This window comes from Alteromonas genovensis (assembly GCF_010500895.1).
GTDB lineage: Bacteria > Pseudomonadota > Gammaproteobacteria > Enterobacterales > Alteromonadaceae > Alteromonas > Alteromonas genovensis.
Window position 1 is genome coordinate 12,739 of sequence record NZ_JAAAWO010000010.1, and the last position, 22,745, is coordinate 35,483.

24 protein-coding genes are annotated in these 22,745 nt (G+C 44.1%); 19 read left to right on the forward strand and 5 right to left on the reverse strand.

The window, feature by feature from the left end:
* Window positions 1-6: 6 nt before the first annotated feature.
* The 9 genes from mrdA to GTQ48_RS13025 all read left to right on the forward strand — a co-directional run bounded on the left by mrdA (window position 7) and on the right by GTQ48_RS13025 (window position 9,524).
* A complete protein-coding gene (gene mrdA, locus GTQ48_RS12985) occupies window positions 7-1,902 on the forward strand; it encodes a penicillin-binding protein 2 (RefSeq protein WP_163107065.1) in 1,896 nt (631 codons plus the stop codon).
* Complete coding sequence (gene rodA, locus GTQ48_RS12990) at window positions 1,902-3,017, forward strand: rod shape-determining protein RodA (RefSeq protein WP_163107066.1); 1,116 nt, start codon at window positions 1,902-1,904, stop codon at window positions 3,015-3,017. The genes mrdA and rodA overlap by 1 nt, the downstream gene beginning before the upstream one ends.
* A complete protein-coding gene (locus GTQ48_RS12995) occupies window positions 3,014-4,102 on the forward strand; it encodes a septal ring lytic transglycosylase RlpA family protein (protein WP_239060122.1) in 1,089 nt (362 codons plus the stop codon). The genes rodA and GTQ48_RS12995 overlap by 4 nt, the downstream gene beginning before the upstream one ends.
* Before the next feature lie 234 nt (window positions 4,103-4,336).
* Window positions 4,337-5,521, forward strand: a complete 1,185-nt coding sequence (locus GTQ48_RS13000) for a serine hydrolase (RefSeq protein WP_052010217.1) — start codon at window positions 4,337-4,339, stop codon at window positions 5,519-5,521.
* A gap of 89 nt (window positions 5,522-5,610) precedes the next feature.
* Complete coding sequence (gene ybeD / locus GTQ48_RS13005; protein ID WP_032096512.1) at window positions 5,611-5,874, forward strand: DUF493 family protein YbeD; 264 nt, start codon at window positions 5,611-5,613, stop codon at window positions 5,872-5,874.
* Window positions 5,875-5,982: 108 nt separating this feature from the next.
* On the forward strand, window positions 5,983-6,567 hold the full coding sequence (gene lipB, locus GTQ48_RS13010; protein WP_239060130.1) for a lipoyl(octanoyl) transferase LipB: 585 nt from the start codon (window positions 5,983-5,985) through the stop codon (window positions 6,565-6,567).
* A complete protein-coding gene (lipA, locus tag GTQ48_RS13015; RefSeq protein WP_032096513.1) occupies window positions 6,560-7,522 on the forward strand; it encodes a lipoyl synthase in 963 nt (320 codons plus the stop codon). Before lipB ends, lipA begins: the two co-directional genes overlap by 8 nt.
* Window positions 7,523-7,662: 140 nt before the next feature.
* On the forward strand, window positions 7,663-8,670 hold the full coding sequence (gene ansA, locus GTQ48_RS13020) for an asparaginase (RefSeq protein ID WP_163107068.1): 1,008 nt from the start codon (window positions 7,663-7,665) through the stop codon (window positions 8,668-8,670).
* 11 nt (window positions 8,671-8,681) lie between these two features.
* Window positions 8,682-9,524: a DUF2797 domain-containing protein gene (locus GTQ48_RS13025; protein ID WP_163107069.1), complete on the forward strand. Its 843-nt coding sequence runs from the start codon at window positions 8,682-8,684 to the stop codon at window positions 9,522-9,524.
* A gap of 95 nt (window positions 9,525-9,619) precedes the next feature.
* On the opposite strand, the gene GTQ48_RS13030 is transcribed toward GTQ48_RS13025, so the two are convergent.
* Window positions 9,620-10,171, reverse strand: a complete 552-nt coding sequence (locus GTQ48_RS13030; protein ID WP_163107070.1) for an NAD(P)H nitroreductase — start codon at window positions 10,169-10,171, stop codon at window positions 9,620-9,622.
* Here GTQ48_RS13030 and GTQ48_RS13035 point away from each other — a divergent pair.
* From GTQ48_RS13035 to GTQ48_RS13055, 5 genes are all read left to right on the forward strand, one after another.
* Window positions 10,162-10,440, forward strand: coding sequence for a hypothetical protein (locus GTQ48_RS13035; RefSeq protein WP_163107071.1), 279 nt, complete (start codon window positions 10,162-10,164; stop codon window positions 10,438-10,440). The two genes, GTQ48_RS13030 and GTQ48_RS13035, sit on opposite strands and share 10 nt — an antisense overlap.
* 36 nt (window positions 10,441-10,476) lie before the next feature.
* Window positions 10,477-10,653 (forward strand): hypothetical protein, encoded by a 177-nt coding sequence (locus tag GTQ48_RS13040; RefSeq protein ID WP_163107055.1) that lies wholly within the window; start codon window positions 10,477-10,479, stop codon window positions 10,651-10,653.
* 66 nt (window positions 10,654-10,719) lie between these two features.
* On the forward strand, window positions 10,720-11,667 hold the full coding sequence (locus tag GTQ48_RS13045; RefSeq protein WP_338023325.1) for an MBL fold metallo-hydrolase: 948 nt from the start codon (window positions 10,720-10,722) through the stop codon (window positions 11,665-11,667).
* A gap of 329 nt (window positions 11,668-11,996) precedes the next feature.
* Window positions 11,997-13,862, forward strand: a complete 1,866-nt coding sequence (gene sppA / locus GTQ48_RS13050; RefSeq protein WP_163107072.1) for a signal peptide peptidase SppA — start codon at window positions 11,997-11,999, stop codon at window positions 13,860-13,862.
* Window positions 13,863-14,028: 166 nt separating this feature from the next.
* The gene (locus GTQ48_RS13055) at window positions 14,029-14,520 is read left to right on the forward strand and encodes a SprT family zinc-dependent metalloprotease (RefSeq protein ID WP_163107159.1); all 492 of its coding nucleotides are present in this window, start codon (window positions 14,029-14,031) and stop codon (window positions 14,518-14,520) included.
* Here the strand turns inward: GTQ48_RS13055 and yfbV are convergent.
* The gene (gene yfbV / locus GTQ48_RS13060; protein WP_163107073.1) at window positions 14,517-14,966 is read right to left on the reverse strand and encodes a terminus macrodomain insulation protein YfbV; all 450 of its coding nucleotides are present in this window, start codon (window positions 14,964-14,966) and stop codon (window positions 14,517-14,519) included. The genes GTQ48_RS13055 and yfbV overlap by 4 nt on opposite strands.
* A gap of 394 nt (window positions 14,967-15,360) precedes the next feature.
* Here yfbV and trxB point away from each other — a divergent pair, with 394 nt between their 5' ends.
* The 4 genes from trxB to infA all read left to right on the forward strand — a co-directional run bounded on the left by trxB (window position 15,361) and on the right by infA (window position 18,127).
* The gene (gene trxB, locus GTQ48_RS13065) at window positions 15,361-16,326 is read left to right on the forward strand and encodes a thioredoxin-disulfide reductase (RefSeq protein ID WP_163107074.1); all 966 of its coding nucleotides are present in this window, start codon (window positions 15,361-15,363) and stop codon (window positions 16,324-16,326) included.
* A gap of 50 nt (window positions 16,327-16,376) precedes the next feature.
* Window positions 16,377-17,123: a leucyl/phenylalanyl-tRNA--protein transferase gene (gene aat / locus GTQ48_RS13070; RefSeq protein ID WP_163107075.1), complete on the forward strand. Its 747-nt coding sequence runs from the start codon at window positions 16,377-16,379 to the stop codon at window positions 17,121-17,123.
* Window positions 17,120-17,833, forward strand: coding sequence for an arginyltransferase (locus tag GTQ48_RS13075; protein WP_163107076.1), 714 nt, complete (start codon window positions 17,120-17,122; stop codon window positions 17,831-17,833). Before aat ends, GTQ48_RS13075 begins: the two co-directional genes overlap by 4 nt.
* A 75-nt stretch (window positions 17,834-17,908) precedes the next feature.
* Window positions 17,909-18,127: a translation initiation factor IF-1 gene (gene infA, locus GTQ48_RS13080; RefSeq protein ID WP_013784390.1), complete on the forward strand. Its 219-nt coding sequence runs from the start codon at window positions 17,909-17,911 to the stop codon at window positions 18,125-18,127.
* A gap of 84 nt (window positions 18,128-18,211) precedes the next feature.
* Here infA and clpA read toward each other — a convergent pair whose 3' ends face one another.
* Window positions 18,212-20,488 (reverse strand): ATP-dependent Clp protease ATP-binding subunit ClpA, encoded by a 2,277-nt coding sequence (gene clpA, locus GTQ48_RS13085; RefSeq protein WP_163107077.1) that lies wholly within the window; start codon window positions 20,486-20,488, stop codon window positions 18,212-18,214.
* Between the two features lie 24 nt (window positions 20,489-20,512).
* Complete coding sequence (gene clpS, locus GTQ48_RS13090; protein ID WP_032096522.1) at window positions 20,513-20,833, reverse strand: ATP-dependent Clp protease adapter ClpS; 321 nt, start codon at window positions 20,831-20,833, stop codon at window positions 20,513-20,515.
* A 208-nt stretch (window positions 20,834-21,041) separates the two neighbouring features.
* On the opposite strand from clpS, the gene cspD reads away from it, so the two are divergent.
* Complete coding sequence (gene cspD / locus GTQ48_RS13095) at window positions 21,042-21,260, forward strand: cold shock domain-containing protein CspD (protein WP_032096523.1); 219 nt, start codon at window positions 21,042-21,044, stop codon at window positions 21,258-21,260.
* Window positions 21,261-21,667: 407 nt separating this feature from the next.
* Here cspD and GTQ48_RS13100 read toward each other — a convergent pair whose 3' ends face one another.
* Window positions 21,668-22,537: a polyphosphate kinase 2 family protein gene (locus GTQ48_RS13100; RefSeq protein WP_163107078.1), complete on the reverse strand. Its 870-nt coding sequence runs from the start codon at window positions 22,535-22,537 to the stop codon at window positions 21,668-21,670.
* Window positions 22,538-22,745 lie beyond the last annotated feature (208 nt).

Genomic DNA, 22,745 nt, shown 5'->3' on the forward strand with positions numbered 1-22,745 from the left:
AATTCAATGCACCGTAAGCGCCAAGCTATTCGCGACCATTCCGCGGAAGCCAATCTGTTTGCCCGTCGTGCAACCATTGCCTTTATCATTGTTACCGCCATGCTAGGCATCGTGCTTAACAATCTTTACTCCTTGCAAGTTACACAACACGATGACTATCAAACTCGTTCAAATGGCAACCGCATTAAAGTACTGCCTGTTGCGCCAAATCGTGGGTTAATCTACGACCGAAATGGTGTATTGCTTGCCGAAAATAGACCCGTGTTTAGTTTGGAAGTCATCCCAGAAAAAGTTGACGACATCGATGAAACATTGGCGCGAATTAGCACGCTGATGGATATTACTGATGACGAAATTAAACGCTTTCAGAAAAACTTAAAGGGGACTCGCCGCTTCAAGCCTATTGTATTACGCACAGAGCTATCTGAAGAAGAGGTGGCAATTTTTTCAGCCAGCAAACATAAATTTACGGGGGTGCAAATAGAAGCTCGTCTTGCTCGCCATTACCCCTATGCAGAAACCCTCACCCACGTACTGGGCTACGTTGCACGCATTAACAAACGGGACTTACAAAAGATAGTTGAAGCCGGTCAAGAAGATAACTACGCCGCCACCTACGATATTGGCAAGCTTGGTATCGAAAAGTACCATGAAGAAATTCTCCATGGTGAAGTAGGATACCAACAGGTTGAAGTGAACAACCAAGGACGGATAATACGTGTATTAAACGTAGAGCCGCCCACACCAGGCAAGGATATTGTTCTTAACCTCGACCTGACTTTGCAACAAGAAGTTCAGCGCATTTTAGAAGGTACTCGTGGTGCAGTAGTAATTTCAGAAGTTAAGACTGGCGGCGTGCTGGCGCTCTACTCTAACCCTGGCTACGATCCGAACCTATTTGTTCACGGTATCAGCAGTAAAAATTACTCCGCGTTATTAAATTCACCAAACCGGCCGCTCATTAACCGCGCTACACAGGGCCAATACTCACCAGCATCTACCATAAAGCCGCATTTGGCGTTGCTTGGGCTAGAAGACGGCGTAGTTAATGAGGACTACTCTATTAAAGATAACGGCCGTTACCGATTACCTAACGTAGATCACGTTTGGCGAGACTGGAAACGGTGGGGTCATGGTGAAGTGGACATTGCGAAAGCGATCGAAGTGTCCTGTGACACCTACTATTACGATTTAGCCTATAACTTGGGTATCGATAAAATCAGTGAGGCCATGCGAAATTTCGGCTTTGGTGATTACACGGGTATCGATTTGTACGAAGAATCCGATGCGAATATGCCAAGCAGAGGGTGGAAACGCGCCCGCTTTAATCAGCCTTGGTATATTGGTGATACTATTCCTGTAGGCATCGGACAAAGCTTTTGGACCGCCACGCCTATTCAGCTTACCCACTCAATCAACACGTTAGTCAACCGAGGCGAGCGCTATATACCTCAGATCATTCGCGGTTACAGAAACCTTGATGGCACAGACGACCTGATCCCATTGAAAACCTCGCGCCCAATCCAGATTAACGATGAGAAGAACCTCGATATTGTATTAAATGCTATGCACGATGTAGTTCATGGCGAAGAGGGAACCGCACGCTTTGCCTTCGCCGACACGCCTTATGAATCTGCGGGCAAGACGGGAACCGCTCAGTTATTTACCGTAGGGCAAGACGAAAAGTACAACGCTGACGAAGTGGATGAAAGGCTTCGCGACAACGCCCTCTACGTTGGCTTTGCGCCCTTCGACAACCCAGAAATTTCTATTACGGTGGTGCTAGAAAATGCCGGTGGCGGAAGCTCTAATGCGGCGCCTATAGCAAGGAAATTAATGGATTTTTATTTTCGAGACAGACGTTTTGAAACCGCAAGTATCGACAGCGAGCTCGACGAATAATGAAAAGAACGGCAATCACGCCAGATAAAATAAGCTTTTTACAGCGTATCCATGTGGATGGCTGGTTGCTGCTTGGCCTGTTGGTCTTAAGTGGCGTTGGACTAGTCACACTCTATTCTGCGTCAGGTCAAGATATGGCGCAAATGGAGCGACAGTTTACTCGCTTAGGTCTGAGCTTTGTCGTTATGGCAATACTGGCTCAATTGCCGCCTGGTTTCTATCGACGTCTCTCACCTTTTGCCTTCGCGGTGGGGCTACTTATGTTAGTTGCCGTTTTACTTTTTGGTGACATGGGAAAAGGCGCGCAGCGCTGGCTTGACTTTGGTTTTATTCGTTTTCAACCATCGGAGTTGATGAAACTCGCCGTACCAATGATGGTAGCATGGTATATTAGTAAACATACCCTACCCCCGCGAACGCATCATATTGCGCTAGGCTTTACTATGGTGGTAGTGCCCACGGTGCTCATTGCCAAGCAGCCTGATTTGGGAACATCGTTACTTATTGCAAGCTCTGGTGTGTTTGCCATCTTTCTTGCAGGGATGAGCTGGCGCCTTATCTCTTTGGTAGGTGCGCTTATTGGCGCATTTGCCCCTATCATGTGGTTTTTCTTAATGAAAGATTATCAGAAGCAGCGGGTATTAACGTTTTTAAATCCTGAGAGCGACCCACTTGGCTCGGGCTATCATATTATTCAATCTCAGATAGCGATTGGTTCCGGTGGCGTTGAGGGCAAGGGCTGGCTTCAAGGTACACAGTCTCAACTAGAGTTTTTACCTGAGCGGCATACCGACTTTATCTTTTCTGTTTTTAGTGAAGAGTTTGGTCTAACCGGCGTTATGGTACTACTGGCTATCTATTTGTGCATTATTTTACGCGGTTTAATCATTTCTAGTCGGGCTCAAGACGCCTTTTCAAAATTACTCGGTGGTAGTATTACCTTAACCTTTTTTGTCTATGTATTCGTAAACATGGGCATGGTATCCGGTTTACTCCCTGTCGTGGGTGTTCCATTGCCATTAGTGAGTTATGGCGGTACATCAATGGTGACATTAATGGCGGGTTTTGGCATTCTTATGTCTATAGCAACGCAAAAACGTTTAATATCCCGATGACCTTGCCAATTTCAATGCGCCCGCAAATTTCGAAGCTAATGCATCAGTTTTGTCGTATATTGTTATCGTTGCCATCGGTTTTGTTGCCGTTGCTTTCGTTGTTAAACTCGCCAAGTTTGGTTAAGCGCATCATTCACGCAAATACCCGAGGCTTTTTGCTTTTCTCATGTGTATCGACGTTACTGTTAAGCGGATGTCAGTCAGGCCAAACTGGTCGCTATACACAATCACAAGACTCCGCCCCTAATTACGTGGCTAAACTGCCAGAAACCCTCGACGCTGTGCCTAAGTTCGAAGCCTACCGCACCTTTAACAACAGACCCTACAAAGTCCTTGGCAAACATTATACGCCGATGACCTCAGGCAAAGGCTACGAAAAGGTGGGATATGCCAGTTGGTATGGTCAGAAGTTTCATGGCCACCTTACGTCAAATGGTGAAACGTACAATATGTTTGCCATGAGTGCAGCACACAAAACCTTGCCTCTACCCTCTTTCGTGAGAGTGACAAACTTAGAGAATAATAAACAAGCTATTGTTCGTGTAAACGATCGGGGCCCCTTTCATGACAATAGGGTTATTGACTTGTCTTATGCCGCTGCGGTGAAGCTGGGCTATCACAGCAAAGGCACTGCAAAGGTAAAACTAGAGGTCATTCATTTCGATGAAGACAATAACGTCACGATAGGGAGTAATCCCACCGTCAGTTATGATGAATACTTGGGTATAGGTGTTCCGGATAAGATTGCTACGAGTAACGCAGCGCCAATTAAGATGGCTCAGTCTGAAGCTGTAGAAAACACAGCACAACGCAATAAACAGTCTACAGCCACCCAAAATGAAAGCCCCATCAACGCTGGCGGTATATTTATTCAGGTTGCTGCCCTATCTAACGCAGAGAAGGCAAAATCCATAAGCAATGTGTTGTCTGCTTTATATCAGCTCCCCGCCCATCTTCCTGTAAGTAACAATATCTACAAACTTCAGCTTGGTCCTATTGAAGACGAACAAATGATTGAAGACGTGTTAAGTCAGCTTAAACAAAACGGCTACCCACATGCTTATGCAATAAGACAGCCTCAATAGCACTTTCATCGAAACTTTTTCGGTAAACCCTAGTCCTATGTTCAGCCTTGCGATAGACTTCGGTACTATTGCAATCTCTAGTGTAATTTCTATCGCAATTTCTATGACAATCTCTATATGTCATTTTGATATGCAATTACTAATCGCTCTTGATGGGTAGTCTTAGTGGTGAGAACGTCAATCTAAGAGTAGCTGTAAACTCACACGGATATAACTCGGTAAAAGAAATAAACCATGCTAAAAATAATTAAACGCGCTAAAGCGCCTTCACTGTCATTTGCCTTCTTATTGCTCGGCGTATTTTTTAACATTGCTCACGCTGCTGTTGTTACCCCCCCAGCGCCTACTGTAGCCGCAGAAGGCTTTTTGCTTACTGATTTTGAAACAGGTCATGTTATTGCGGAAAAAAATGCTGATATGCAGCTCGCTCCAGCAAGTCTTACTAAAATAATGACTATCTACGTAATAGGTAAGGAACTTCAGTCTGGCAATATCAGCTTAGATGATGAAGTCACTATTTCAGAAAACGCATGGGCGAAGAAATTTCCAGATTCTTCGAAAATGTTTATCGAAGTAGGTACTCAGGTTTCAGTAAGCGACTTACTTCGCGGTATTGTGGTGCAATCAGGTAACGACGCATGTGTGGCAATGGCAGAACATGTAGCAGGCTCTCAATCGGCCTTTGCAAGCATGATGAATGCACATTCTCAGGCCCTTGGATTAACCAGCACCAACTGGGTTAATGCACATGGTTTACACGACCCAGACCACTACACCACCCCCCGTGACATGGCAGTGCTATCTCGCGCACTTATTGCTGAAACGCCAGAAATGTATGCGATTTACAGCGAAAAAGAATTCACGTTTAACGGCATTAAGCAATATAACCGCAACAGCTTGTTGTGGGATAAAAGCCTCAATGTTGACGGTATCAAAACTGGACATACATCTGATGCAGGTTACAGCCTTATCACATCAGCAGAGCAAGGCGACATGCGCCTGATTTCAGTTGTTATGGGCACCGACAGCGAGCGAGCGCGTAAGGTTGAAAATAAGAAGCTACTTAAATACGGCTTCCGCTTTTTCGAAACCGTCATTCCTTATGAAGCAGGTCAGAGCTTTGTGGCACACCGAATTTACATGGGTGACAGAGAAACTGTGGACCTTGGAATTAATCAATCTACCCCCATTACCATTCCACGCGGTCAAGCTGAGAACCTAGAAGCTAATTTTGAGCTAGATAAAAAGCTTGAAGCACCACTGGCAAAAGGACAAGTTGTTGGAAAACTTTACCTTCAGCTTGGTGGTGAAGACGTAGCCAGCTATCCCCTTGTTACACTTCAAGAAGTGAAGGAAGGCAGCATGTTCAACCGCCTAAAAGATTACATAATGCTTCAAATTGGTTTTGACGACGAATAAATAATTGCGTTAACACCTAGTTGTGAAGCGGCCAGATTGATACAATCTGGCCGTTTTTTTATATAAAGTTTACATACCGAGAATATCGCATGGATACCCGTTTCGACGAACTGTTAGATTTTCCCACACACCAGACGTTTAAAATTATGGGCGTTGCCCATGAAGACTTACCTGAACAGGTAATATCGTGTTTGCAGCAGCACGCGCCTGGTGATTATGTGCCTGCTATAAAGCCTAGCAGCAAAGGCAGCTATCACTCATTGTCATTAAGCGTACGAGTAACCAGCAAAGAACATATGGAAACCATTTACACCGAGCTGGCTAAGCTAGAATTAGTTAGGGTTGTTCTGTAAGTGAGTACGCAAGAGCAGGTTGTTAAAGCCAGCGATGACGTTAACTCCAAAAGTGACGTCATTATTCGCCAGTTGGGACGTCAATCTTACGAACCTATTTGGCAAGCAATGCAGCGCTTTACTGATAAGCGTGACAATGACACTACTGATGAAATTTGGTTAGTGGAACACGACCCTGTGTTTACACAAGGTCAAGCTGGAAAAGCAGAACATATATTATTGCCTGGCGACATTCCTGTTGTACAAGTTGATAGAGGTGGTCAAGTCACCTATCACGGCCCAGGTCAGCAGGTAATTTACCTGCTTCTAAACATTAAACGTAGAAAATTAGGCGTAAGACACCTCGTCACCGCAATGGAAGAAGCGGTGGTAGGATTGCTAGCCCCCCATGATATTAGTGCTTATCCCAAGCCAGATGCACCAGGCGTTTACGTCAACGAGCAAAAGGTCTGCTCACTTGGCTTAAGAATACGTAATGGTTGCTCATTTCATGGACTAGCGTTAAATGTTAATATGGATTTATCACCGTTTCAGCGTATTAATCCATGCGGCTATGCAGGTATGGAAATGACGGACACCGCGCGTCTTAACGGTCCCGATTCGCTTGAACAGGCTGGCGATGAGCTTGTACGCTTATTACTAGAGGCGCTTTCCTTTACGGAAACAACATATAAAGAAGGTTTTGATGAGTAACGCACGACCTACAGCGGGGGTAAAACTCCGAGATGATGAAAAAGTAAAACACATTCCAATCACCATTGTTCCCACTGAAAAGGAAGAAATGCTGAGGAAGCCTGAGTGGATCAAGATTAAACTCCCCCGCTCTACGGAAAAAATTGATCACATCAAGCGTACGCTTAGAAAGAACAATCTGCACTCGGTTTGTGAAGAAGCAAGCTGTCCAAATTTAGCTGAGTGCTTTAATCATGGTACTGCAACGTTCATGATCTTGGGTGATATATGCACACGTCGCTGCCCGTTTTGCGATGTTGCTCACGGTAAGCCATTACCCCCAAGCGCTGAAGAGCCTGAAAAGCTAGCTAAAACCATTGCAGAGATGAACCTTCGCTATGTGGTTATTACGTCTGTTGACCGAGATGACCTACGCGATGGCGGTGCACAGCATTTTGTAGATTGTATTAATGCCATTCGAGAGCACAGCCCTACTACCACTATTGAAGTGCTAGTACCCGATTTCAGAGGGCGAATGGACCGTGCGCTTGAGATATTTAAAAATGGTGAGCCTGATGTGTTCAATCACAACTTAGAAACCATTCCTCGCCTTTACCGCGAATGTCGTCCTGGTGCCAATTATCAGTGGTCGCTTGATTTGCTTAAGAAGTTTAAAGCGCAGCACCCTCACATTAAAACCAAGTCAGGTTTGATGATGGGTATGGGTGAAGAAAACGAAGAGATCCAAGGTGTATTAAGAGACCTTCGGGATCACGACGTTGATATGCTGACGCTAGGTCAATACCTACAGCCCAGCCGTCACCACTTTCCTGTGAAGCGATATGTGCACCCTACTGAGTTTGATGCTCTAGGTGATTACGCGAAAGAGATAGGATTTACCCACGCTGCGTGTGGTCCAATGGTACGCTCAAGTTACCATGCTGATCAGCAAGCTGCCGGTGTAGAAGTAAAATAGGCATATCTATGTCAATAAGAGGCGGCCGTTAATAGCGAGCCGCCTTTTTTGTATAACGAGTGACAAAGTATGGACGACTGCTAAAATGCAGCCACACTTATTTATCGCAAAAAACGCAAAAAGCAGACAACAGGGTATTCATGCGTAAACATATTTATATCGCCTATACAGGCGGCACCATAGGGATGAAGCCATCGAGTCAAGGGTATGTGCCTGCTGCTGGGTTCTTAACAGAAACTCTGGCGAAAATGCCTGAGTTTAACCGCAGTGAAATGCCGCTTTTTACTATTCATGAGTACGACAATTTAATCGACTCTTCGGATATGAGCCCATCGGATTGGCAGCGTATTGCAGACGATATAGCTGATAACTATGACGACTACGACGGCTTTATTATTTTGCATGGTACCGACACCATGGCCTACACGTCGTCAGCCTTAAGCTTTATGCTTGAAGACCTCGCTAAGCCGGTGATAGTGACGGGCTCTCAGATACCGCTGGCTGAACTGCGCTCAGATGGTCAGGTAAACCTGTTAAATGCCCTGTTTATTGCCGCCAATTTCCCTATCGCAGAAGTCGGGTTATTTTTTAACAATCGTTTACTACGCGGAAATCGCAGCCGTAAAGTAGATGCAGACGGCTTTAACGCATTTGACTCACCCAACTTCCCTCCTCTACTAGAGGCCGGAATAAATATTCGCCTTAAAGCAGGTGAATTAGCAAAAGCGTCAGATAAAAAGCTGACCGTTTCTAATGTATCCGCTCAGCCCATTGGCATGGTGAGCCTGTATCCGGGAATTGCGCCTGAAGTCATTAAAAATACGCTGCAGCAACCGGTTAATGCACTCATACTATTAAGTTATGGTGTGGGGAATGCACCTCAAAATCCAAAACTGATTGAGCAGTTGCAATACGCTAAATCTAGAGAAATACCGGTAGTTAACTGCACACAATGCATTCGCGGTAGAGTAAACATGGGTGGGTATGCCACCGGCCATGGTCTTCAAGAGGTTGGCGTGCTTTCGGGCAGTGACATGACCCCCGAGGCTGCACTAGCAAAGCTGCATTATTTATTAAGTAAAAATCTCTCGTTTGAACAAATCAATTTACTGCTCACCGCCAACCTGCGCGGCGAGTTAAGCGAATAAGGTACTAAATTTTGACACAAAGTTATTCTGGTGCATTACGAAAAATGCGTACTCATGCATTTGATAATAGTGAAGTTTGCTATGAACTCCCTATTGGAGATAGCAGCGTAGACATGAACGCACTGATAGGACGGGAGATTTCATTGTCCTTTAACAATGAAATTCACTGTGTTCACTGCAGCCGAAAAACCAAAAAGAGTTTCAACCAGGGTTATTGCTACCCTTGCCTCATTTCACTTGCTCAGTGCGACAGCTGTATTATAAAACCTGAAAAGTGCCACTACCACGAAGGTACGTGTCGCGAGCCAGAATGGGGAGAGGCCCACTGCTTTAACGAACACTTTGTCTACTTAGCTAATACAGGCAACGTGAAAGTGGGTATTACCCGAGAAGTAACCGAATCTGTCTCGCCTCGTTGGATGGACCAAGGCGCAACGCAAGCCACGGTTATGCTGCGCGTACCAGACAGATTAACTAGCGGGCTTGTGGAAACGTTATGCAAAAACCATATTGCCGATAAGACTAACTGGCGCACCATGCTAAAAGGCAAGCCAGAAGAAGTGGATTTAATAGCAGTAAAACACGATCTCATGGAGAAAATTTCCGATGAACTTGCTGCGCTAAAACAAGAAAAAGGGCTTCAAGCTGTATCTGAGGTAGAGTCGAAAGTACATCAAATCAACTTTCCGGTAGACACCTACCCAGAAAAAATAAAATCGATTAATCTCGACAAAACCCCTGACTTTTCTGGTGAGCTTAAGGGTATTAAAGGGCAATACTGGATGCTTGATGGAGACAGGGTTATCAACATTCGAAAATTTGCTGGCTATAACGTCACGCTTCAAGTTTTCTAACGCCTTGTCTTATAGATGCCGCAAAGAAAATTAACTGATAAAGGGCGCACGCAATGTGCGCCTTTACATTTATCTAAAGTAGCTAGTGCGTTTCATTAACTCCAATGCTCAAAAAACGCAGTAGTGTCACGTTCTGGCTTTGGTGCTGGCTCGAAAGCTGGCGTACCTAAATACAAAAAACCAACGAGTTCGTCTTCTTCTGACATCCCCAGCCCACTTTTGACAACGGGACACTGTGCATAGCTACCGGTGCGCCACATTCCGTTAAACCCTTGTGCTACAGCCGCCATCTGCATGGCCATAACACCACAAGAGGCAGACGCTATCTGCTCAACACGAGGGACTTTTTCGTGCTCTTTATATTGTGCAATGGCAACTATGACCATAGGCGCACGCAAAGGAAGTTGTGGCGCTCTATCTATTTCTTTCTGACTTTTGTCGTTTTCAATCGCAGACGTTTCAAAAAGTGACCCAAGCTTGTTTAACCCTTCACCTTGGCATACCACAAATCGCCATGGGGTAAGGCAAGCATGATCAGGGGCACGTAATGCCGCTTGCATAATGTTTTCCAGCGCATCTCCGCTAGGAGCAGGCTCGTTTAAGCGTGGCTGAGAGCTTCGATTAAGAAGTAGAGTTAGTGCATCCACTTTGGGGCCTCCTTGATGACGCCGCATTGAAACAAGATATTGATGTACTGTGGCGTCAGTATTTTGATAAAGAAACGAATTCGTTTGTGCGTCAATCTTACGTAGGACAGCCGTGGCTGTCGACCCTAACCACCCTGTTTGACATTAAAGAAAGTCATTTAATCGCATTGCAATATATCAATTACGAATTCTGCGATATTTTAAAGAGTGTACTGCAAAGACTCTATGCGGTTGTGAAATCCTTTTATTGTCAGATTACGTATTTTTAATATTCACAATACACTGCAAATAAGGAGATTAAGATTTTGAACAAGTCATCTAATACAACTCCTAATGCTTCTCCATTGTCTCGTTTGATGAAAAAAGGCCAGTCAAAAACAGGTTATAAATCTACCTCTGGAAACTTGCTTATGCAGATGAGTGAAAATGACCACAAGCGAATTGCTAAACTCATTGCTAACTGGTTAGAACGCGATAAATAGTGACATAGCACTCGTCTATAGCGCTATGTATATATGAAATAAACGAACGGAAATAACGGAGGATTCGTGAGAAGTTTACTGACACATCTATTTATAATGTTTTTTTCAATAGCGCTCGTAGTCGGTTGCAAAGCCGTATCTAACGAAGTAAGCGAAGCACAACCTGAGAATACTGCGAAGGCGAGACTTAGTGAGTTGCCTGACGCCCTAACATCAAGCGAGCTTTTTGACACCACTATTCTTAAACCCACTCAGTTGTTTGATAATTTCTACTTTGTTGGATATGTCAGCGTCGGTAGCTTTGTTATACAGACCTCCGATGGAATTGTACTCATCGACTCGATGTGGACGCCAAACGATGCCAAAACGGTAATAGTGCCAGGAATGATTGAACTTGGATTAGACCCTAGTGACATCAAGTTTGTTTTGATAACACATGGACATAGTGATCACTATGGTGGCGCGCATTACTTTGAACAGGAATATGGGGCCAAAATATTAATGCGGGAACAAGAGTGGCGCTTTATTAATAACCCAGAGGCACCTGTTTTAACAGATCCATTTGGCAATTACTCAACAGAAATACCCACTCCAACGACCTATACATCTTTGGCTGATAAAGACGTCTTAAATTTCGGGGATACCCAAGTAACCATTCTTGCCACACCGGGGCACACACCAGGCGCAACATCGCTCATAATATCAGCTGAAGACGATGGAGAAAAACATACTGTAGCGTTATGGGGGGGAACAGGATTACCCGATACGTTAGAGGCAAATAAACGTTACCTTCAATCTTTAAACTACTTTCAAAAAGTCGTTAATGAAAAAAGAGCCGACGTCACTATTTCAAATCATCCGTTTTCATATAATTTGATAGAAAAAATGACATTATTGAAACAACAGAAAACGTCTATGCCAAACCCGTTGGTCGTCGGCAATGAAGCTATCAACGATTACATAGACAACGAATTAAGAAATAATGTGAAGGAAAAAATTTCATCACTGGATTAGCTCTGTCTTGCCTTTATTGAACTATGGCCGTGTTTATCCAATATAAATGAACGTCGACTTCAGTGTTGGCTTGACGCTAAAAAGACTGTACTGATGGGGAAATAAAATGAGTTCCGTAGTTATGCGGTATATATTCATTTTGTCCGTTGCTTACTCGTTTTAACGTGTTTAACGCTGTTTTATCGGCAGGAGTTACAAAAAATTACAATTAACTTAGCGATCTTATGCGAAACAGGTAACATAATGACATTAGTGTAGTTGGATTTACCATCGCACATAGCGCTCAAAAATTTGAAAAGCAATCACACTTTAGAAAAAGGTAGTAAAATATGGCGGCCAAGGGAAATTGGACTAAATCCTTGTTTATTGGCTTGTGGACGGTACTGAACTTCACCCGCAAACTTTTCTTCAACGTAATATTCATTGTAATTTTCGTTGGCATAATCATGGCCATCGCGAACCAAGACGGTGAGCAGCTAACAGTCAAATCCGATAGTGCGCTATACCTCACACTTAATGGCCAGCTGGTGATTGAAAAAGAGAGCGTTGACCCCTTCGAGCAGTTTTTGCAAGAGTCATTAGGCAGCGAACCCGACAATCCAGAAGTGCTAGTACGTGATGTTGTAGACGTGCTTGAAAACGCGGCACAAGACAGAAGAATTAAAGCACTCGTACTAGACCTACAAGGACTTACGGGTGGTGGACTAGACAAGCTTCGCGTTGTTGCCCAGGCCATAGAGGCATTTAAAGAATCTGAAAAGCCTGTTTACGCAATAGGCGACTATTACTCTCAGGATCAATACTACTTAGCAGCTCAAGCTGACAAGGTTTACCTTAATCCTATGGGCGGCCTGTTGCTTGAGGGGTACGGCCGTTACGGCATGTATTTTAAAGACATGCTAGACAAGCTCAAAGTGACTACGCATATATTCAGAGTGGGCACATACAAGTCGGCAGTCGAGCCGGTCATGAGAAATGACATGTCTGCTGAAGCAAAAGAAGCAGAAAAGCAGTGGTTAGACGGGTATTGGAAGCAGTATAAAGAAGATGTTGCAGCCGCTCGCGGTATAGACGTCACTAACTTCGATGAAACGGCTAACGAATTGCTGTCTAAGTTTGAGGCTGCTGGAGGCGATTTCGCTCAATATGCCCTGGATAACAATTGGGTAGATGCACTTAAAACCCGAGAAGAAGTGAGACAAGAGCTTATCGAATTAGTGGGTGAAGGTGATAACCAGCAGGGAATCAACCTAACGGCCTTTAACACCTACTTAAAAGTCATTAATCCGCCGATGCCTAAGATCAATAACGATATGGACAAGGTGGCAATTGTAGTGGCAAAAGGTACCATTTTAGATGGTAATCAAAAAGCCGGTACGATTGGTGGCGACAGCACAGCCCGTTTACTGCGTCAGGCTCGCTTAGACGACAATATCAAAGCAGTTGTACTTCAAATAGACTCACCCGGCGGCAGTGCTTTTGCCTCAGAAGTGATTCGCCAAGAAATATTACAACTGCGTCAAGCGGGCAAGCCGGTTATCTCTTCAATGAGTACGTATGCAGCATCTGGCGGTTACTGGATTGCAGCAAGCACTGATAAGATTTTTGCAAGTCCGAGCACAATCACAGGGTCAATTGGTGTGTTTGGTATGTTTATGACGTATGAAAATTCACTAGACTATTTAGGCATACACAGCGATGGCGTTGGCTCTACTGACATTGCAGGCTTATCGCCAGCAAGAGCCCTGTCTCCGGCGTTTGGACAAATCCTTCAGCGCAATGTGGAGAACACCTACGGAAACTTTCTATCATTAGTAGCAAACGCTAGGGATATGACTGTTGAAGAAGTCGACACTGTTGCTCAAGGGCGTGTGTGGATTGGTGAAGACGCATTAGAGTTAGGTCTTGTTGATGAGCTTGGTGAGCTTGATGATGCAGTAGCAACTGCTGCTGAACTCGCTGAACTAGAAAACTACGACACTGTGTATGTGCAGCGCAGTCTTTCTGCTCAAGAACTTTTTTGGAAAGAATTCTTTGGTCAGGCCATGACATTTGTTGGTAAATGGCAGTTCGCTAACAGCAACTCTGCGCTTATCAATGAATTTAAACGCGTTATGGGTGAGTTTAATACCCTCAATGAGCTTAACGATCCAAAAGGCACGTACATATTGTGCTTACCCTGCGATGTGAGATAATCATTAACTTATTCTACCTCACAATGCTTTGAGAAAACGCCGCTTGATACGGCGTTTTTTTATAGATGTACTTTTTTCAATTTTATTTTTATTTAACTCTGCCTTCGGTACTCACTTTGTGGCAGCGTACCGAATTGAAAGCCTGTGATTAAAAAGGACAATTGCCATCGCTACTCGTGACTTATCTGAGCAACAGCAACAAGAAATTCATGCTGCGCTAACCGCTTGTTATGACAAAGCTGATGACTATTTTAATAGGAAATTCGTGCGCCCTCACCTGTCATTTCGACGCTCTGGTAAAAACGCTGGCACGGCATTCCTGCAACAAAATAGAATTAATCTGCACCCATTGCTGTTTAAGCAAAACCAGCAGGCATTTTTAGAAGAAGTGATACCTCATGAAGTAAGCCATCTTCTGGTTTGGACTTTGTTCGGAAGGGTTAAACCTCACGGTAACGAGTGGCAGAGCATTATGATTGAGGTATTTGGATGTGAGGCAAAAACAACGCATAGCTTTGATATCAAAGCGGTGACGAACACCGTGGCTTATTCCTGTGACTGCAGTGAGCATGCCCTGTCAATGCGACGCCATAAAAGTATTATCACCGGTACACGCTATCGCTGTAGAAAGTGTAATACAGAACTCAGCCAGAATTAATTAAACCAATTCTCGGTAAACGCATTGTCTAAGTCTTTAAACGCTGTTTTAAGTAACTGCGCTAGTTCTTTATATTTTGGCTTTGATTTAACTGAAGCGACTTTACAGCCCTGTGAGCGCATTGAAGAATGTATTTCTTGATACCAACTGTTTAACTGGGGCGGTAAATATTGGTCAGAGCGATGGCCTAACCACAGCAAGCCTTGTATGGGGAGACTAAGAAAAAACATACCCATTGCGATAGTCTGTGGAATAAACTGCGTACCTAAGTTTTGAAGCAATAGCAAACATATCACCATGGTGGCTGGTGGCATGGTCTTTATAGCGAATTTAGTGGCAGCCACAACTCTGCACTCTGGGAAAAAACCATAGAGCTCTTTCCTCATGGGCCAAGTTTTCATGTATTGTTGGCCATCTTTCAACATTGCCATCACTGACTGAGACATGCTTCACCTCTAAACGTGCGTATTGCACCACGCACTGATTTATTGCTTAACGTAAATTGTAATCTTCTTTACGTTTAATACAAGAAACACCGACGTCTTGCCCACTTTTTCTGCCGTGTTTTATTGCTAGATTGCCGATTCTTAATTTATATTGACTGAAATTTCAAAATTTTTATCCACGTAGATGTTCGAATATTGATATCCTAGCGCTCATTACGAGGTTTGGAGTCTTGGCGAGACATGTCGAATTGCTTCGCCAGCACTTTTTTCAGCATACATGGCTGAAAAGAATGGGGCTTTAAAGGTTGATTTAAATCCAAACGACCTCACTTTCTTTTGTACAAATTTTTGAATAGTCTACATACCCTGTTGATGGGTGTTATTGGAGAGGAAAATGTCAGAAAGCAGACACGTCCGTCTACTTATTTTAGGTTCGGGTCCTGCGGGTTACTCGGCAGCAGTTTATGCAGCACGTGCTAACTTAGAACCGGTTCTATTAACCGGTATTCAACAAGGCGGACAGCTTACAACCACCACCGAAGTTGAAAACTGGCCTGGCGATCCTGAAGGACTAACGGGACCAGACTTGATGGTTCGCATGCAAAAACATGCTGAAAAATTTGATACTGAAATCATTTTTGATCACATCAACAAAACTGACCTCAGCAAGCGTCCATTCACCCTACACGGTGATAACGGTACTTACACTTGCGACGCACTTATCATTTCTACTGGGGCATCAGCAAAGTATTTAGGCCTTGAGTCAGAGCAAGCCTTCATGGGTAAAGGCGTATCAGCATGCGCAACCTGTGACGGATTTTTCTATCGCAACCAAAAAGTAGCGGTTGTTGGCGGTGGTAATACCGCGGTAGAAGAAGCGCTATATTTGTCTAACATTGCTTCTGAAGTTCATGTAATCCATAGAAGAGATACTTTCAGGAGTGAAAAGATCCTTGAACAGCGTCTACGAGACAAAGCGGAAAACGGCAACGTTGTATTGCATCTGAATAAGACATTAGATGAAGTACTTGGTGATGATATGGGTGTTACAAAAATCCGAATCAAAGATACCGACGGCGATGCCACTGAAGAACTTGATGTAATGGGCTTATTCATCGCCATTGGTCACAAGCCAAACACTGATATATTTGCCGACCAGCTCACCATGAAAGACGGCTATATTGTTGTGAACAGTGGTTTGCACGGCAACGCCACACAAACTAGCGTTGAAGGCGTTTTTGCCGCTGGTGACGTGAGTGACCACGTTTATCGTCAGGCGATCACGTCTGCTGGCACTGGCTGTATGGCAGCACTTGATGCAGAAAAATTCTTGGACGGAATGGCTTCTGAACAAGGGTAATCACGATATAGGCCTTACTTATCCTGATAGGAATTTGTGAGGCCTCTCTTATGCTAGCACTACACTACATTGAAAATGATGCGCCTTTCCCTCCAGTTCATGAGGCGTTAGACGATCCCAATGGCTTGCTTGCTTTTGGCGGCGACTTGAGCCCGCAACGTTTGTTTTCTGCCTACTCTCAAGGCATCTTTCCTTGGTTCAGTGATGACGAGCCCTTATTATGGTGGTCTCCTGATCCGCGAGCCATTATTAGCTTAGATGGTTTTTGCGTTTCAAAAAGTTTAAAGAAACTCGTCAGACAGCGAAAATACACGGTAACCCTTAATCATGCATTTGATAGAGTTATCGATACTTGCTCTGCAATACCTCGGGTTACGCAATCTGGAAGCGGCGTATCTAACGAAACCTGGATTACCGACGATATGAAAGCCGCTTATTCGCAGCTTCATGGCTTAGGCATTGCCCACTCTGTTGAGGTATGGGAAAACGAAGAACTCGTTGGCGGCCTTTACGGCGTAGGTATTGGTAAGGTGTACTGCGGTGAGTCTATGTTTCACAAGAAAAGTAATGCATCTAAACTTGCAATGGTTGCCCTTGTTGAACACATGCGTTCACAACAGATGGCATTTATAGATTGCCAGTTACCTACAGAGCATTTGGCCTCACTGGGCGCACGCACTGTCAGCAGAAACGACTTCATTAAGACGCTAAGAGAGAATAATCAGACAGTAAATTCTCAGGGTGAGCTAAGCTCTGAGTATGTACAGCGCTGGCGTCCGAGGGAAATAACGCCATGAAGTTTGGTATTACACAATCATTTTCGTGTAGCTATCTTCCCAACGAGGAAGAACGTTTACTGGTCTATGCAGAGGAAGATGCATTTTTATCAGCGCGCTATTCACAGCTCATTCAAGCTGGCTTTAGACGCAGTGGCGAGCAAATTTATCGTCCCCACTGTGTAAGCTGTAATAAATGTCAGTCTGTGAGGATACCCGTTGATGCTTTCGCCCTCTCTCGCAGCCAAAAGCGGATTTTAAAAGGAAATGCCACACTATCTGTAAAGTTAAGCACTTCTTTAAAGCCAGAATATTATCCGTTATACGAACGCTACATCAACGAACGGCATTCGGACGGGTCTATGTACCCGCCCTCCTATGAGCAATTTGACAATTTTTTAAGCTGCACATGGATGGCGCCGCATTTTTTGGAAGCTTATGACAATGATAAGCTTGTAGCGGTTGCAGTAACCGACGTACTAGAGGACAATGTACACACTAGCGCGCTATCTGCGTTGTACACCTTTTTTGACCCTGACTATGCTGCTTCATCTCTCGGTACGTGGATGATCCTCATGCAAATTGAGCAGGCAAGGTCAGCAGGCCACCATTACGTTTACTTAGGGTACTATGTGGAAGGCTGTCAAAAAATGAGCTATAAACACAAATTTCACCCCTTTGAACAGTTTATAGACAACCAATGGCGTCTATTTACTAAAAAACCAGCTTAATCGCTTTACACTGCACGCAAGATTGGTTAATGTCTGCGCGGCAAAAATTTTGAATTACTGAGGTAACTGCTTTACATGGCAAAAGAAGATTGTATTGAAATGGAAGGTACGGTGCAAGACACTCTACCTAATACTATGTTCCGCGTAGAACTAGAAAACGGTCACGTTGTGACTGCACATATTTCTGGTAAAATGCGTAAGAACTATATCCGAATTCTTACTGGCGATAAGGTCACTGTTGAGATGACTCCTTATGATTTGACCAAAGGTCGTATCATTTATCGCGCAAGATAATGAGCCATTGAAGCGGTAACGCATAAAAAAAGCCCGATAATTTTTTAATTATCGGGCTTTTTCATTCTTAACAGCCTTGCACAATTAACTAGGCTCGGCTTGTTCTGACTTAGTATCCACGCCGCTGTATTCAAACGTTAATTTGTCATCAACGTAATCCACTTTCACGTTTCCGCCTTTCGCCAGCTCACCAAACAGTAGCTCATTGGCTAATTCTTTCTTAAGCTCGTCTTTTATAAGACGTGCCATTGGGCGCGCACCCATCGACTTGTCATACCCTTTTTCAGCCATGTAAGCTCGTGCTTCAGAGGTCACCTCTAAAGACACACCTTTCACGTCTAACTGGGCCTGCAATTCGATAATGAACTTGTCTACCACCTGTAGGATGATTTCAGCATCCAAGTGATTAAACCAAATGATGCCATCAAGACGATTGCGGAACTCAGGGGTGAATATCTTATTGATTTCACTTAGCGCATCGTGGCTGTGATCTTGTTGCTTAAAGCCAATCGACTTACGCACGGTTTCCTGAACGCCAGCATTCGTTGTCATCACTAGCACAACATTTCTGAAATCAACTTTACGGCCGTTGTTATCAGTCAGTGTGCCGTGGTCCATTACCTGCAATAATATGTTGTAAATATCGCTGTGAGCTTTCTCAATCTCGTCCAATAGCACAACCGAATACGGGTTTTTAATTACCGCATCAGTCAGCAACCCGCCTTGGTCGAACCCAACATAACCTGGAGGCGCACCAATTAGGCGACTTACAGCATGACGTTCCATGTACTCAGACATATCGAAGCGCACTAGCTCAACACCCATAATATTTGAAAGCTGTTGCGTCACCTCCGTTTTACCTACACCGGTTGGACCTGCAAACAAGAAACTACCGATTGGCTTTGTTTCAGCGCCTAATCCAGAGCGAGACAGCAATATAGCGTCATTGAGGGTCTCTATCGCTTTGTCCTGACCGAACACTACCATCTTAAGGTTGCGCCCTAGGTTTTTAAGTACTTCTTTGTCAGATGCCGATACGGACTTCTCAGGTATACGAGCCATTTTCGCAATAATTTGCTCTATATCACCCACATTGATTGTTTTCTTGCGCTTTGAAGGTGCAAGAAGACGCTGACTAGCGCCCGCTTCGTCCATTACATCAATGGCTTTATCAGGCAAATGTCTCTCATTGATATACTTCGCAGACAGCTCTGCTGCAGCCTGAATCGCTTTTTGCGTGAAGCGCACATTGTGATGATCTTCGTAACGGCTTTTCAGTCCAAGTAAAATCTTCGTAGTGTCGCTAACACTTGGCTCAGTCACATCAACCTTTTGGAAACGACGCGCTAAGGCACGGTCTTTCTCAAAAATACCTTGGTATTCTTGATACGTCGTAGAACCAATACAGCGTAATTCGCCGCTTGATAACTTAGGTTTTAGTAAGTTAGACGCATCCATGACGCCGCCAGAGGCAGCACCTGCACCAATAATGGTATGAATTTCATCTATGAATAAAATGGCGTGTTCATCTTTGCTTAGCTCTTTAAGGATAGCCTTAAGACGTTTTTCAAAGTCGCCGCGATATTTTGTTCCCGCCAATAAACCGCCAAGGTCAAGAGAGTAAACGGTACTCTCTGCGATGACATCAGGGACGTCGTTGTTCACAATACGATAAGCTAACCCTTCGGCAATGGCCGTTTTACCCACACCCGCTTCACCAACAAGTAGCGGGTTATTTTTACGACGTCTGCACAAGATTTGAATAGTACGTTCAACCTCTGCATCACGGCCGATAAGGGGATCAATTTTGCCATCTTTAGCATGGCGGTTTAAATCGGTAGCGTATTTACCTAACGCTGTGCCGTTTTCTTCGCCGCTCTCAGCCTCTTCTGGGGTTTCAGAATTGATTGACTCATCATCTTCGGCTTTACTCACACCATGGCTGATGTAATTAACTACATCCAATCTGGTGACGTCTGCTTTCTTGAGAATGAAAACCGCTTGCGACTCTTGTTCGCTAAAGATTGCTACTAGCACGTTTGCGCCAGTCACTTCGTCTTTACCTGAAGATTGAACATGAAAGACCGCGCGCTGCAACACCCGTTGAAATCCAAGCGTTGGCTGGGTTTCTCGTTCGTTAAGCTGCTCGTCAAGAATTAGCGGCGTTGTATCTTTCACAAAAGATAACAATTCGCTTTTAACGGCCTCAACGTCTGCACCACACGCTTTTAATGCATCGCGAGCTGCTGTGTTGTCCAGCAATGCCAACAACAAGTGCTCTACCGTCATAAACTCATGACGGTGCTCTCTGGCAAATACAAACGCACTATTTAGCGTTTGTTCTAATTCTTTATTTAACATATTGCTCGCCCTCTACAAATTGCCTTATGCCTGCTCCATAGTGCACATCAATGGATGCTGATGTTTGCGTGCGTACTGATTGACTTGCATCACTTTTGTTTCTGCAATCTCAGCGGTAAACACACCACAAACCGCTTTACCTTGATAATGCACGGTAAGCATAAGTTGATTGGCTTTCTCAGCGTCCAAATTGAAAAACTGCGTGAGAACCTCTATAACAAAATCCATTGGTGTATAGTCGTCATTATTCAACAACACTTTATACATGGGAGGCGGCTGCGGCTTTTGTCGCTGCGCGTCTTTTTGCTTTTCCTTTTCAATACTAATAGCGTTGTCTTTACTCATAACTTAATAATAGTGTGTTACTGGCAGATGTCGTTAAACTTTTGGATAAAATTAATTCACATTAGCTCTTGACATAATATGGTTAAAAAATCTACATTTTGATAGTGACATTGAGTATCTGTCTATATCGATACTCAATACACTATGCTCTCGGATCTATAATGGGGGCATAAACGTGTGAGTTCAAGGATTAAGAGGAAGTCGAAGTATGGCGGTTGGCAAAGTTAAATGGTTTAACAACGCGAAAGGTTTTGGGTTTATCGTTCCAGAGGAAGGTGGTGATGACATATTCGCTCACTACTCAACAATTCAGATGGAAGGTTATCGCTCATTGAAGGCAGGTCAAGAAGTTCAGTTCGAGGTGCAACAAGGTCCTAAGGGCTTGCATGCAGAGAACATAGGTTTTGTAGAAGAACCAGAGCGTTAAAGAAAAATTCTAAGCAGCCCGACTGCCATGTCGGGCTCTTCTAACACTCTTTTTTCCGGTCAATATTAAAGGAGAAAGAGCGGTTTTTGTCGTCCCAAATATTACCTATGATTTTTAGGTTCACGGCCCTTCCTTACCAAATCACATTGTTTCGCGACCTATCCTAAGCCTTAAATCTCCGCTTTCTTAACTCAATCTGCACTCGAATATCGCGCTTATTTAAATAAAAGCCCCATCCCGTTTCGTACTTTTAATCAAAATTCTCTTCGAATATGGATAAATTGTAATAGCTATGAGTGGATGTAAATCACATGCCGCAAGCTAGGCTAGCATCTTTTAATCGAGCAAAACCCTTCACCCAATTAGACTTTTCAATGGAAAAATGTAAAAAGCTCGAAAGCAAAGAGCTAGATACCCGGTAACTCATCAGTAATATTAAGTTGTTGCGTAGCCATTGCTATTAAGTCTTCATCGAGAGGTGTCGGTACAATATCCACATCAGCGCTTAACACCTCAACAATAGCGCGCAGCACTTCAACCCTAGCTTGCCACTTATGCTCACCATCAATAATTTTCCATGGAGCGAATGGCGTGTTTGTTTTGGCAAACATGTCATTAATTGCACGAATATAATGATGTCGTTGCTTACTGTTATGTAAATCTTCTGCAGTGAGCTTCCAACGTTTATAAGGATTGCGAAGTCTTTCTTCAAAGCGTTTTCGCTGCTCTGCAGCTGAGATATGCATAAACAGCTTTACAATGCGAACGCCGCTATTGTGAAGTGTCTCTTCAAACTCGTTTATTTCTCGGTACCCACGCTGCCACTGTGCATCACTGGCCAATTGATCAACGCGTTCGACTAACACCCTTCCATAATGGGAACGGTCAAATATAGTCATATTCCCAGGAGCCGGAACATGATGCCAAAAGCGATAAAGAAAATGCTTTGCTTGGTCTATTTCATCAGGCTTAGCCACAGGTAATACTCGCACGCCGCGGGGATCGAGCTTTTCGGTAACTCGCCTTATCGCACCGCCTTTCCCCGAAGCGTCCCAGCCTTCAAAAATAATCAATGCTCGTCGATTTTGATGAAAATACGCCTGCTGAACGTGAAAAAGCTGTTCTTGAAGGGCTTTCTCTTCTGCTTTGTAAGTCTCTTTATCCGTAAAGCGGGACGCAGGAAACTCATGCACAAGCGTGAGTGTGTTCTGGGTTTCCTGCTTTTGCTTTTCAAGCTTTTCGCTCGACACCACCGAACTTTGTTCTTTTTCGTGCATGATGAAACTCCCTTCGCATTACGCTTTATTGACTTAAGCTGCGTCCTATTGATTTAAGTCGCGGCCTTCAGGCTCCAGCTTCGACACACTAGCTAAAACTGACGCAGAGATAGACGTAGACACGACATGTCAGCTCTTAAAAATAGGCGCTAGCCTTTACATCTACCATAGCAAAAAGAGGCTTTAGGACGGAAAAAAGACAATAAAA